Origin of the sequence: Vulcaniibacterium thermophilum (genome assembly GCF_007923255.1) — a bacterium.
Taxonomy (GTDB): domain Bacteria; phylum Pseudomonadota; class Gammaproteobacteria; order Xanthomonadales; family Xanthomonadaceae; genus Lysobacter_F; species Lysobacter_F thermophilum.
In genome coordinates this window covers 1-11,917 of the sequence record NZ_VOHJ01000052.1, presented here as the reverse complement: position 1 = coordinate 11,917, position 11,917 = coordinate 1, and the positions used below count along the sequence as shown (strand labels likewise).

Genomic DNA, 11,917 nt, shown 5'->3' with positions numbered 1-11,917 from the left:
GGGCGCGAAAGGCCGCGCGCTGCGGCATCGTCCACGCGTTCCACAGCGCCGCGCGGCGCGCCAGTTCGGCGCGCACCGGCGGCGCCAGCGGGGCCTCGGCGAAGGCCGCCAATGGGTCCGCCGCGTGCGCGGCGGCCAGCAGCGCGCACGCGGCCAGCACACCGGCGAGCACCCGGTTACGGTGCCGCATGGCTGCCGTCCGTTTCCGGCACGGCCGGCGGCAGCGCGTCGCCGGCGTCGTCGGCCGGCGGCTCCTGCGGCACCAGCGGTCGCGGCGGCGGGCGGTCGGCCTCGCCCTGGGCCGCCAGCCAGCTCGCGAAGGCGAGCTCCTCCGGCGCCTGCGGCCCCTGCCGCAGCAGCTCGAAATCGGGGTGGGCCAGCAGCCGGGCGTCGTCCGCCAGGCGCCGGCGCGGCGCGACGGCGGGCGGCAGCGGCTCGACCCGCACCCGCGCCTCGCCGCCCTCCAGCCCGTCCAGGAACGCGTCGCGCCACGGCGGCCAGAACGTCGCCGCCAGCGCCAATGCGCACAGCAGCAGCAACGCCCACAGCAGCGCACGCAGCCAGCGCGGCCCGCGCGGCGCCGCGACCGGCGGCGCGCCGCGCGCAGCGGGCGCCGGCGCGCTGCGGAACGCGGCTTCGCGGATGCGGCTCAGCCGTTCGGGCGGGAAGGCGTCGATCCGGCGCTGCACGTGCGCCTGCAGCCGCTCCCAGGCGCGCGGATCGGGCCGCCCCGCGGCATCCTGCGGCAGCGCGGCCTGCAGGGCGCGGCGGTAGGCGCTCACTGGGACCCCGAGCGCGGCGGCGGCCGGGGCCTCGTCGAGACCGGTGGCCAACCGCACCAGCACGGCCGCGCGCACGCCCGAGCCGAGCAGGCCGAGCGCATCGCCGGCGTCCAGCGCGAGCGCGACCGGGGTGTGCCGGCGCAGCGCCGGCTGCGCCAGCAGCGCGGCCCAGAACCGCGGCGGCCACTCGGCCAGCGGCGCCGCCCCGACGTCGGCCATGAACGCCCGCACGGCGGCCGCGACCGCCGCGTCGCCGCGGCCGGCATCGCCGGTCTGCAGCTCGGCCAGCACCGCCGCCCGCCGCTCCACGCCGCGCAGGAACGCGACCAGGGCGGTCGGCAGGCCACGGGGCGGAGCGGCGGCGTCGGTCATCGGCATCCGGGGGCGGGAAGCGCCCCCGATGGTAGCCGCCCGGCCTGCGGCAGTGCGGCTTGACATCGGCGCGCCGCGTGCTCCGCCAAGCAGGACGGGCACAGCGCGCGGAAACGGTTGTGCACAGCCGTCATCGGACCGTCACTCACGCCCGTTTCACGCTCCGCGTGGTCCGCGTTCAGCCCGTGTTCCACGCGCAACTTATTGATTTAAAAAGGGAAGTACCGGTTGGCACTTTTTTCGCCAACCCAAGGCCGAGGCTTGTTTCTGCGGGCTCGCGCACGTCTGCCGACACACGATTCACAGAGTTATCCACAGCGTGTGTGGATAAGGAGCGGTTTCCTTTGCGAACAGTCACTTGCGGCAGATTGCGCATCGAAGTCGCAACTTGCGCGCGCAAGTGCGGAAGCCGGGGCGGCTCGGCCGCCGGCTAGACTGGCGCGGTGTCCGCCCCCGCTCCGCCCGACGTCTGGCGCATCGCCCTGCCGGTGCCGCTGCCGACGCTGTTCGACTACCGCCCCCCGGACGGGACACCGGCCCTGCCCGCGCACGTCGGCTGCCGGGTGCGGGTGCCGTTCGGCACGCGCGAGCGGGTCGGGGTGGTCGCCGAGATCGGCCCGCCCGATCCCGATGCGCCGGAACCCCGCCCGGCGCTGGAGCGGCTGGACGCGCGCCCGCTGCTCGACGGCGAGCTGCTGGCCTCGCTGCGCTGGCTGGCGCGCTACACCCACGCCCCGCTCGGGGAAGTGCTGGCGACCGCGCTGCCCACGCTGCTGCGCCAGGGCGAGCCGGTGCCGGACGCGCGCGACTGGGGCTGGCGGCTGACCGAGGCCGGCCGCACCGCGCTGCCCCGGCTGCGCGGCGGCCCGCGGCGGCTGGCGGAGGCGCTGGCCGCGCTCACCGCCGAGGAGGTGCTGGACGCCGACCACCCCGGCTGGCGCCCCGCCGCCCGCAGCCTGCTGCGCCGCGGTCTGGCCGAACGGGTGCCGCTGGCGGCCGGCGCCTTCGTCCAGCGCCCAGCGCCGCATGCGCTGAACGCGGACCAGCAGGCCGCGGCCGACGCCGTGCGTGCGGCGCAGGGCCGCTTCGCCGCGTTCCTGCTGGAGGGCGTCACCGGCAGCGGCAAGACCGAGGTGTATCTGGCGGCGATCGCCGATTGCCTGACGCGCGGCCGGCAGGCGCTGGTGCTGGTGCCGGAGATCGGCCTCACGCCGCAGATGCTGGCGCGCTTCCGCGCCCGCCTGGGCGTGCCGGTGCACGCGCTGCATTCCGGCCTGAGCGACGGCGAGCGCGCGCGCACCTGGGCCGCCTGCGCGGGCGGCGAGGCGCGGGTGGTGGTCGGCACCCGCTCGGCGGTATTCCTGCCGCTGCCGGAGGCGGGGCTGATCGTGATCGACGAGGAACACGACGGCAGCTACAAGCAGCTCGACGGCATCCGCTACCACGCCCGCGACTTCGCCCTGGTGCGCGCCAAGGCGCTGGCGGTGCCGGTGGTGCTGGGCAGCGCGACGCCGGCGCTGGAAACGCTGCGCAACGCCGCGCTCGGGCGCTACGTCCACCTGCGCCTGCCGGTGCGCGCCGGCGCCGCGCGGCCGCCGCGGGTGCGCGTGCTGGACGTGCGCAAGCGTCCGCTCGAGGCCGGGCTGTCGCCGGAGCTGCTGGCGGCGATCCGCCAGGCGCTCGATGCCGGAGGTCAGGTGCTGGTGTTCCGCAACCGCCGCGGTTACGCGCCGGTGCTGCTGTGTCACGACTGCGGCTGGAGCGCGCAGTGCCGCCGCTGCGGCGATGCCGAGCACGGCCACGCGATGACCGTCCACGCCGGCGGCCGCCGCCTGCAGTGCCACCACTGCGGCAGCGCGCAGCGGGTGCCCGACGCCTGCCCGGCCTGCGGCGGGCTGGCGCTGCAGCCGCAGGGTGCCGGCACCGAGCGGATCGAGGAAACCCTCGCCGCGCGCTTCGCCGACGTGCCGGTGCTGCGCATCGACCGCAGCACCACCCAGCGCCGCGACGCGCTCGAGCGCCACCTGGCGGCGCTCGGCGAGCGGCCGGGCATCCTGGTCGGCACGCAGATGCTCGCCAAGGGGCACGATCTGCCGCACCTGACCCTGGTCGCGGTGGTCGGCATCGACGAGGGGCTGTTCTCGGCCGACTTCCGCGCGCCGGAGAAGCTCGCGCAGTTGCTGATCCAGGTCGCCGGGCGCGCCGGACGCAGCCACCGCGCGGGCGAGGTCGTGCTGCAGACCCATCATCCCGACCATCCGCTGCTGGCCACCCTGCTGGCCGGCGGCTATCCGGCGTTCGCCGCCGCCGAACTGGCGCAGCGCGAGGCGGCCGGCTTCCCGCCGTTCGCGCACCTGGCGCTGCTGCGCGCCGAGGCGAAGCAGGCCGACCTGCCCGAGGCCTTCCTGCGCGCCGCGCGTGCGCTGCTCGCCGCGCCCGCGCCGGCCGTGACCGCGCACGGCCCGCTGCCGGCGCCGATGCCGCGCCGCGCCGGTTTCCGCCGCGCGCAACTGCTGCTGGCCTGCGCCGAACGTCCGCCGCTGCATGCCGCGCTCGACGCCGCGCTGCCGGCGATCCGCGCACTGCCGGAGGCGCGCCGCGTGCGCTGGTCGCTGGACGTCGATCCGGTCGATCTGTACTGACGCGCCAGCGTCAGTCGTCGCACTCGAACAGGCGCGCGTCGAGCGCCAGCGGCTCGTCGGCGAGCAGCCGGATCTCCGCGAAACGCGCATGCGCCGGGTTGATCAGCACGTTGTGTTCGTGTCGCACCACCGCGCTCGGCACGCGCAGCGCCAGCGAGGCGCCGCCGCGCACCCAGGCATCGCCCGCACGCCGCACCTCCGCCGAATACGGCAGCCGGTCCCAGCCGCGCGGACGCTTGTCCAGTGCCGCGATCGCATCGTCCGGCACCTCGAACGTCAGCAGACGGCGATCGGCCGGCACCGCACGGCGATCGACGTGCACCAGCATCTCCAGGATCGCCAGGCTCGCGCTGGATGCGGTGTACGCGACCCGCGTGCCGGCGGAATTCCATCGGCCCGGGAAACGCGCCGCGCCCTCGCCCGACAGCGCGCGCCCGACGTAGGCGGGCGCGGTGATGCGGTACACGCGCATCAGCGGCAGCCGCTCCGCGCCGACGACCGCATCAGGCGTACTCGCCCCAGTCGATGCGACCGAGCTCGGCTTCGACGTCGCGCGCACCGGCGTCGGTGGACAGCAGACGCAGCGGCACTTCGCCCAGCACCGCGCTCGGCGTGGTCAGCCACCGCCGCGCCTTGCGCGCATCGCCGAACACCCGCTCGGCCTCGCGCGCCACGCGCGCGATGCGCAGCACGCGGTCGGCCTCGGTCGCGGTCAGCGGCTGGTTCTCGCTCTGCCGGCGGTGGAACGTGCGCACGGGAATGCGGGAGACGTCGAGCACCACCACTTCGGCGACATCGAGCTTGCGCGCCAACTGGTCGATCGCGCTGGCCTGCAGGCGCGGCTGTTCGTCGGGCTCGGACCGTCCGCGCGCGATCGCGGCGCCCCGCCGCCGGGCCGCGGCCGCCTTGCCGCGCGCGGCCTTGGGCCGCGCGAGCACGTCGCGCCCGAGGAATTCCAGGGCGGCCCTGAGGTGTTCGCTGATCTCGCCGCGCGCCTGCCGCATGGCAAGGATGCTACGCCAACTGGCAACCGGCGCAACCGGCGTCGATGCCGCCCTTGCACGCCATCCGGCACAATGCCGCATCCCTCACCTTCGCCTGGACGCCTGCATGCCCACGCTGCTCGACCGCCTGCGCGACCTGTCCGCCGTCGTTGCCGACACCGGCGACATCGATGCGATCGCCCGCTTCCGCCCGCTCGACGCCACCACCAACCCGTCGCTGCTGCTGAAGGCGGCCGCGCTGCCGGCGTACGCGCCGTTGATCGACGCCGCGGTCGCGCGCGCCGAGGGCGACGACGCCGAGGCGCGCGTGCGCGATGCCTGCGACCGGCTGGCGGTGGCGATCGGCGGCGAGATCCTCAAGCTGATTCCCGGCCGCGTCTCCACCGAAGTGGACGCGCGCCTGAGCTTCGACACCGCCGCCACCATCGCCAAGGCGCGCAGGCTGGTCGCGCTGTACGAGGACGCCGGCCTGCCGCGCGAGCGGCTGCTGATCAAGATCGCCTCCACCTGGGAAGGCATCCGCGCCGCCGAGCGCCTGGAGCGCGAAGGCATCCACTGCAACCTCACGCTGCTGTTCTCCTTCGCGCAGGCGGTGGCGTGCGCGGAAGCCGGCGTGTACCTGATCTCGCCGTTCGTCGGCCGCATCCTCGACTGGCACCTGGCCAACGGCGGCACCCCGCCGGCCACACCCGAGGAGGATCCCGGCGTGCGGTCGGTGCGCCGCATCTGGCAGTTCTACAAGCGCCACGGCTTCCCGACCGTGGTGATGGGCGCCAGCTTCCGCAACATCGGCCAGGTGCTGGCGCTGGCGGGCTGCGACCGGCTGACGATCGCGCCCGAGCTGCTCGACCGGCTCGCGCGCGAGGACGGCGAGCTGCCGCGCGCGCTCGAACACGACGGCCAGCGCGCCGAACCGCCGGCACCGCTCGACGAAGCGCATTTCCGCTGGCAGCTCAACGAGGACGCGATGGCCACCGACAAGCTCGCCGACGGCATCCGCCGCTTCGCCGCCGACCAGCGCAAGCTGGAGGCGCTGCTCGCCGCGCGCATGGCGGCCTGAGGCGCGCATGGCGCCGCCGCACGTGGTGGTGGTCGGCGGCGGCTTCGGCGGCCTGTGGACCACGCGCGGCCTGGCCCGCGCCGATGTCCGCATCACCCTGATCGACCGCCGCAACCACCACCTGTTCCAGCCGCTGCTGTACCAGGTGGCGACCGCCGGTCTGTCGGCGCCGGACATCGCCGCGCCCTTGCGCCACATCCTGCGCGGCCAGCGCAACGTCGAGGTGCGCCTGGGCGAGGTGGTCGCGATCGATGCCGCCGCGCGCACGCTCGCGCTCGCCGACGGCACGCGGCTTGCGTACGACCTGCTGGTGCTGGCCAGCGGCGCCACTCACGCCTATTTCGGGCACGACGACTGGGCAGCGCACGCGCCCGCGCTGAAGACGCTCGACGACGCGCTCGAGGTCCGCCGCCGCGTGCTGCTCGCGTTCGAGCGCGCCGAGGCCGCCGACGATGCGGCCGAGCGCGCCGCCTGGCTGCACTTCGCGGTGGTCGGCGGCGGCCCGACCGGGGTGGAGCTCGCCGGCACGCTCGCCGAAATCGCGCGCCACACGCTGCGCGGCGAGTTCCGCCGCATCGACCCCTCGCAGGCGCGCGTGCGCCTGATCGAAGCCGGGCCGCGGGTGCTCGCCACCTTTCCCGAACGGCTGTCGGCGAAGGCGCGCCGCCAGCTCGAGCGCCTGGGCGTCGAGGTCGTCACCGGCGCGCCGGTCGGCGCGATCGACGCCACCGGCTACGTGCTCGCCGGCGAACGCATCGCCGCGCGCACGGTGCTGTGGGCGGCGGGCGTGGCGGCCTCGCCGCTGGCGGCGATGCTGGGCGCGCCGTGCGATCGCGCCGGACGCGTGCAGGTCGCGCCCGACCTGACCGTGCCCGGTGGTCGTCCGGAGATCTTCGTCATCGGCGATGCGGCCGCCGTCCGCACGCCGGACGGCCACCCGGTGCCGGGCGTGGCCCCGGCCGCCAAGCAGATGGGCCGCCATGTGGCGCGCACCATCCGCGACCGCCTGCGCGGACGGCCGTCGCGTCCGTTCCGCTACCGCGACTACGGCAACCTCGCCACCATCGGCCGCCGCGCCGCGGTGGTCGATCTGCGCGGCGTGCGCTTCTCGGGCGTGCTCGCCTGGTGGTTCTGGCTGGCCGCGCACGTGTTCTTCCTGATCGGCTTCCGCAACCGCCTGATCGTCCTGCTCAACTGGGCCTGGGCCTACCTGACCTACCAGCGCCACGCGCGCATCGTGCTGGAGCGCGAGGCGCGGGCCGACACCGGCGCGGCCGCGGCGCCGGACGGCTGAAAAAGCGAACGGCCCGGTTTCCCGGGCCGCCCACCCTGAGCTCGTGGTGCCGTCGCCGCTCACGCGACGCGACGGCGTGTTCGCGCCTAGGCGACGAACAGCGCCTTCATCTTCTTCAGCGCGTTGGCCTCGATCTGGCGGATGCGCTCGGCGGACACGCCGTACTCGTCGGCCAGTTCCTGCAGCGTCACCTTGCTGTCGTGGTCGAGCCAGCGGCGACGGATGATGTCGCGCGAGCGCGCGTCCAGCCGCTGCAGGCCCTCGCGCAGCAGCTCGAGCTGGTTGTCCTCGCTGTCGGCGCGCTCGTAGGCGGCGGCCGGGTCCTGGTCGTGCGCCTCGAGGTAGGCCACCGGCGCCGGCGGCGCGTTGTCGTCGTCGTCGTCCGGCGCGTCGAAGCCGATGTCGCGGCCGGCCAGGCGCGACTCCATCTCCAGCACCTCGCGCTCGGAGACGTTGAGATCCTTCGCGACCTGGCGCACTTCCTCGGCGTTGAGCCAGCCCAGCCGCGTCTTGCTCTTGCGCAGGTTGAAGAACAGCTTGCGCTGCGCCTTGGTGGTGGCGACCTTGACGATGCGCCAGTTGCGCAGGATGAACTCGTGCATCTCGGCGCGGATCCAGTGCACCGCGAACGACACCAGCCGCACGCCCTGGTCCGGGTCGAAGCGCTTCACCGCCTTCATCAGGCCGATGTTGCCTTCCTGGATCAGATCGCCCATCGGCAGGCCGTAGCCGTTGTAGCCGCGGGCGACGTGCACGACGAAGCGCAGGTGCGACACCACCAGCTCGCGGGCGGCGTCGAGGTCCTCGTGGTCGCGGTAGCGGCGCGCCAGACGCTGTTCTTCCTCGGCGCTCAGCACCGGGATCTGGTTGACCGCCTGGATGTAGGCCTCCAGCGAGCCCAGCGGCCCGCCCGAGACCGGCACCGGCAGGTTGTTCGGGATGAGGGCTTGGGAAAGGGCGAGTTCGCTCATGGGTCCGATCTTAGCAACCGGGCGGTTCGACTGCTAAAGACGGCAGGAGTTCGCACTGTTTTACTAAGGGAACGTTTACCGTTGTCCGGTATTCATCAAAGCCAGGTGAGCAACGATAGTCGGCTCAGGCCGCCGGACCGTGGGCGGCCGGCGTCTCGCCGGCGCAGGCGGGCGCGGCAGCCGGGAGCGCATCGCGCGGCGGCAGGCGCCAGTCGATCGGCGCCTGGCCGTGGCGGGCCAGGTAGCCGTTGGCCGCCGAGAAGTGGCCGCAGCCGATGAAGCCGCGGTGGGCGGACAGCGGCGAGGGGTGCGGGGCCTTCAGCACCAGGTGGCGGCGCGGATCGATCACCCGGCCCTTGGCCTGCGCGTAGCTGCCCCAGAGCATGAACACCAGGCCCTCGCGCTCCTGGTTCAGCAGTTGCACGATGCGGTCGGTGAAGCCTTCCCAGCCGCGGCCCTGGTGGCTGCCGGGGCGGCCCTCCTCGACCGTCAGCACCGCGTTCAGCAGCAGCACCCCCTGCCGCGCCCAGGGCAGCAGGCAGCCGTGGTCGGGACGCGGCAGGCCGAGGTCGCGCTCCAGCTCGCGGAAGATGTTCTCCAGCGACGGCGGCGGCGCCACCCCGGGGGCGACCGAAAAGCACAGCCCGTGCGCCTGCCCGGCGCCGTGGTACGGGTCCTGGCCGAGGATGACCACCTTGACCGCGTCGAACGGCGTGGCGTCGAGCGCGGCGAAGATCTGCGGCCCGGGCGGATAGACGCGCGCGCCGGCCGCCTTGCGCGCGCGCAGGTAGGCGGCCAGCGCCTGCATGTCCTCGCGCTGCAGGTAGTCGGCCAGGCGCGCCTTCCAGGACGGATGCAGGCGCAGCCGCTCGCCCGCGGCCGGCGGCGTGACGGCCATCGCGCTCAGCCCGGCCGCGCGCCGGCAAGACGCGCCACGCGCAACTGGAACAGCGCCTTGGTCACCAGCAGGCGCTCCTCGATCGGCTTCAGCACCAGGTCGTTGGCGCCGGCGCGCAGCAGTTCGCTCTGGTTGTCGCGGTTGGCATCGCCGGTCATCACCAGCACCGGCAGACGGCGCTTGCCGTAACCGAAGCCGGTGCGGATGCGCTCGAGCAGGTCGCGCCCGCTCAGCTCGCCCTTCAGGTAGACGTCGGTGAGCACCAGGTCGGCGCCCGGATCGCCCTCGCCGTGCGGATCGACGCGGTGCTGCTCCAGGTGATCGAGCGCTTCCTCGACGCCGGGGAAATGCAGCACCTGCAGCTTGTGGCGTTCGAGCATGCGCTTGGTGGCGAGCGCGACCACCTTGCTGTCCTCCACGTACAGCACGCGCGCGCCGGGGATCGGTTCCGGCTGCACATAGCCGCGGATGAACGCCGCGAGCGCGCCGTGGCCGAGCGATTTGTCGAAGTAGTCGGTGACGTCCTCGGTGAAGCGGCGCTGCTCGAGCTCCTCCTGCGCCGAACCCGAGACGACGATCACCGGCACGTACGACTGCCCGGCCGCCTCGCGCACCGCGCGCGCGACCGCATGGCCGTCGCCGTCCGGCAGCACCAGCGCGGTGGTGACCAGGTCGACGACGCCGCCGGCCAGCGCCGCGCGCGCGGCGGCGACGCTCTCGCACGGCACTACCTCCACCTGCGGCAGCTCGCGCGCGAGGACATCGGCGATCAGCTTGCGCACCAGCTTGGAGCCGTCGACCACCATCACGCGCGGGTGGTCGCTGACGAGGTGACGCAGTTCCTGGCTGGCCATGAGCGACGGAATGCGGGGGAGGACGGCAGTGTAGAGGCAGCGGTGCGCCGGGAGGACGCTCCGGGTTCTCAATCTTCGATCGGGCGGGTACGACGCAGGGTGTGACCGGCCACCAGCCCGGCGCCCAGCCAGCCCAGCAGGCCGGCGCCGAGCACGATCGCGCCCGCCTCGACCGGCGCGAAGCCCTGCAGCGCGAAGCGGCCGCCGTAACTCTGCGCGAGCTGCGCCAGCGGCGCGCGCAGCGCCCATTCGGCCGCGGTGAGCAGCGCCAGCGCGAGCGCGCCCGCGGCCGCGCCGTAGCACAGGCCGAGGTAGAGGAACGGACGGCGCACGAAGCCGTCGGTGGCGCCGAGCAGTTGCAGCACCGCGATCTCCTCGCGCCGCGTCTGGATGTCCAGCCGCACGGTGTTGCCGACCACCAGCAGCGCGCCCAGCCCGAACAGCGCCGCCAGCACCCACACCAGCCGCTCGCCGAAATACAGCCAGCCGTCCAGACGCGCGCGCCAGTCGGCGTCGTGCTGCACGACGTCCACCTCGGCGAGCGTGCCGAGCGACTGCGCGAGCCGCAGGTCGTCGCCGCCCGGGGTGACGATCAGCACGCTCGGCAGCGGATTGGTCTGCAGCGCATCGAGCGCGTCCGCCAGACCGCGCGCGCGCAGCTCGGCCAGCCCCTGGTCGGGCGTGCGCACGCGCACCGCCGCGACGTCGGCGCGCCGGCGCAGGCGCTCGGCCAGCGCATGCGCCTGCGCCGGCGCCAGCCGCGGGTCGAGGAACACGCTGATCTCGCGCGAGCGGCGCGCCTCGCCGGCGAGGCGCTCGACGTTCTTCAGCGTCGCCCACAGGCCGAGCGGAAGCGCGAGCGCGAGCGCGATCACGCCGACGGTCAGCAGCGTCGACCCCGGCCGCCGCAGCAGGCGGCCGATGCCGGCGACGATGCTGTACAGGTGGTGGTCGATCCAGGTGCCGATCCGGCGCGGCTTCGGCGCCGATGCCGTCTGCGCGCTCATGCGGCGAGGTCCTCCGGCGCGATGTCGTCGACCAGCCGGCCGTGATCGAGCACCAGCACGCGCTTGCGCATGCGCTTCAGCAGCGCGAGGTCGTGGCTTGCGATCAGCACGCTGGTGCCGCGCGCCGGCAGCGCCTCCAGCAGTGCGAGGATCTCGGCGGCGAGCGTCGGATCGAGGTTGCCGGTGGGTTCGTCGGCCAGCAGCAGGCGCGGCTCGCCGACCAGCGCGCGGGCGATGCCGACCCGCTGCTGTTCGCCCGCGGACAGCTGCACCGGCAGCGCGCGCTCGCGATCGCCGAGGCCGACCTGTTCCAGCGCATGGCGCACGCGCTTGGCGATCGCCGCGCGCGGCAGTCCGCGCAGGATCAGCGGCAGCGCGACGTTGTCGGCGATGCTGCGGTCGGCCAGCAGACGGTGATCCTGGAACACCACGCCGATCTCGCGCCGGTGCAGCGCCACCTTGCGTCCGCGCAGGCGGGCGAGGTTGCGCTCGCCGAACAGCACCGCGCCGCGGGTGGGCACTTCGGTGAGATGGATCAGTTTCAGCAGCGTGCTCTTGCCGGCGCCGGAATGGCCGGTGACGAACGCCATCTCGCCTTCGGCCAGTTCGAAGCTGACCTCGCTCAGGGCCTCGCGGCCGCTGGCGTAGCGTTTGCCGACACGATCGAAACGCAGCAGGGTCATGCGGCGAGTATCGCAGAGCGCGCGGGGCCGCGGCAGGCGGTCGCGCCGCGCGCTGCCCACGCAAGGCAGGAGCGGCGGCTTCAGCCGCGATCCGTCGTCCGGCGGTCGTGGAGGTCGCGGCTGAAGCGGCTTCCGTTGCGACGATGGGCGAGCGCGGGCCTCAGCGGCCGATCCAGCTCTGCACCGCGCGGCGCAGGCGGTCGAAGAATCCCAGGCGCGGCGGTGCGGCCGGCGTCGCCGACGATGCCGGCGGCGCGTTCTCGCGCGGCGGACGCGATGCCGCGCGCTGCGCCTGCACGGACGGCGCCGCCTCGGCACCGCCGTCCTCGCGGCGCCCGCCGCGCCGGCGG

General features: G+C 74.5%; 13 protein-coding genes. 3 read left to right on the top strand and 10 right to left on the bottom strand.

Annotation, left to right across the window (positions count from 1 at the left end; genetic code table 11):
• Positions 1 to 190 (bottom strand): hypothetical protein (locus FQY64_RS13940; RefSeq protein ID WP_222431795.1); only part of this gene is annotated, 190 nt, incomplete at its 3' end.
• Positions 177 to 1,154 (bottom strand): hypothetical protein, encoded by a 978-nt coding sequence (locus FQY64_RS13935; protein WP_146475239.1) that lies wholly within the window; start codon positions 1,152 to 1,154, stop codon positions 177 to 179. The genes FQY64_RS13935 and FQY64_RS13940, both read right to left, overlap by 14 nt.
• Before the next feature lie 443 nt (positions 1,155 to 1,597).
• Here FQY64_RS13935 and FQY64_RS13930 point away from each other — a divergent pair, with 443 nt between their 5' ends.
• Positions 1,598 to 3,796 (top strand): primosomal protein N', encoded by a 2,199-nt coding sequence (locus FQY64_RS13930; protein ID WP_229814953.1) that lies wholly within the window; start codon positions 1,598 to 1,600, stop codon positions 3,794 to 3,796.
• Between the two features lie 10 nt (positions 3,797 to 3,806).
• Here FQY64_RS13930 and FQY64_RS13925 read toward each other — a convergent pair whose 3' ends face one another.
• The gene (locus FQY64_RS13925) at positions 3,807 to 4,268 is read right to left on the bottom strand and encodes an RES family NAD+ phosphorylase (protein ID WP_146475237.1); all 462 of its coding nucleotides are present in this window, start codon (positions 4,266 to 4,268) and stop codon (positions 3,807 to 3,809) included.
• Positions 4,269 to 4,299: 31 nt separating this feature from the next.
• Positions 4,300 to 4,800, bottom strand: coding sequence for a type II RES/Xre toxin-antitoxin system antitoxin (parS, locus tag FQY64_RS13920; RefSeq protein WP_186761027.1), 501 nt, complete (start codon positions 4,798 to 4,800; stop codon positions 4,300 to 4,302).
• A 106-nt stretch (positions 4,801 to 4,906) separates the two neighbouring features.
• Between parS and tal the strand changes: the two genes are divergently transcribed.
• Together tal and FQY64_RS13910 are read left to right on the top strand one after the other, a co-directional pair.
• The gene (gene tal / locus FQY64_RS13915) at positions 4,907 to 5,860 is read left to right on the top strand and encodes a transaldolase (RefSeq protein ID WP_146475233.1); all 954 of its coding nucleotides are present in this window, start codon (positions 4,907 to 4,909) and stop codon (positions 5,858 to 5,860) included.
• A 7-nt stretch (positions 5,861 to 5,867) separates the two neighbouring features.
• On the top strand, positions 5,868 to 7,154 hold the full coding sequence (locus tag FQY64_RS13910; RefSeq protein ID WP_146475231.1) for an NAD(P)/FAD-dependent oxidoreductase: 1,287 nt from the start codon (positions 5,868 to 5,870) through the stop codon (positions 7,152 to 7,154).
• Positions 7,155 to 7,240: 86 nt separating this feature from the next.
• On the opposite strand, the gene rpoH is transcribed toward FQY64_RS13910, so the two are convergent.
• The 6 genes from rpoH to FQY64_RS14855 form a co-directional block, all read right to left on the bottom strand.
• On the bottom strand, positions 7,241 to 8,125 hold the full coding sequence (gene rpoH / locus FQY64_RS13905; RefSeq protein ID WP_146475229.1) for an RNA polymerase sigma factor RpoH: 885 nt from the start codon (positions 8,123 to 8,125) through the stop codon (positions 7,241 to 7,243).
• A 124-nt stretch (positions 8,126 to 8,249) separates the two neighbouring features.
• Positions 8,250 to 9,023 carry a uracil-DNA glycosylase gene (gene ung, locus FQY64_RS13900; protein WP_146475227.1) on the bottom strand — a complete coding sequence of 258 codons (774 nt, stop codon included), beginning with the start codon at positions 9,021 to 9,023 and terminating at the stop codon, positions 8,250 to 8,252.
• Positions 9,024 to 9,028: 5 nt separating this feature from the next.
• A complete protein-coding gene (locus FQY64_RS13895) occupies positions 9,029 to 9,877 on the bottom strand; it encodes a response regulator (RefSeq protein WP_146475225.1) in 849 nt (282 codons plus the stop codon).
• 68 nt (positions 9,878 to 9,945) lie between these two features.
• A complete protein-coding gene (gene ftsX / locus FQY64_RS13890; protein ID WP_146475223.1) occupies positions 9,946 to 10,884 on the bottom strand; it encodes a permease-like cell division protein FtsX in 939 nt (312 codons plus the stop codon).
• Entirely contained in the window at positions 10,881 to 11,567 is a 687-nt protein-coding gene (gene ftsE / locus FQY64_RS13885; RefSeq protein ID WP_146475221.1) for a cell division ATP-binding protein FtsE, read from the bottom strand. The genes ftsX and ftsE overlap by 4 nt, the downstream gene beginning before the upstream one ends.
• Before the next feature lie 160 nt (positions 11,568 to 11,727).
• The coding region (locus FQY64_RS14855; RefSeq protein ID WP_222431794.1) for a hypothetical protein at positions 11,728 to 11,917 on the bottom strand (190 nt) is incomplete at its 5' end.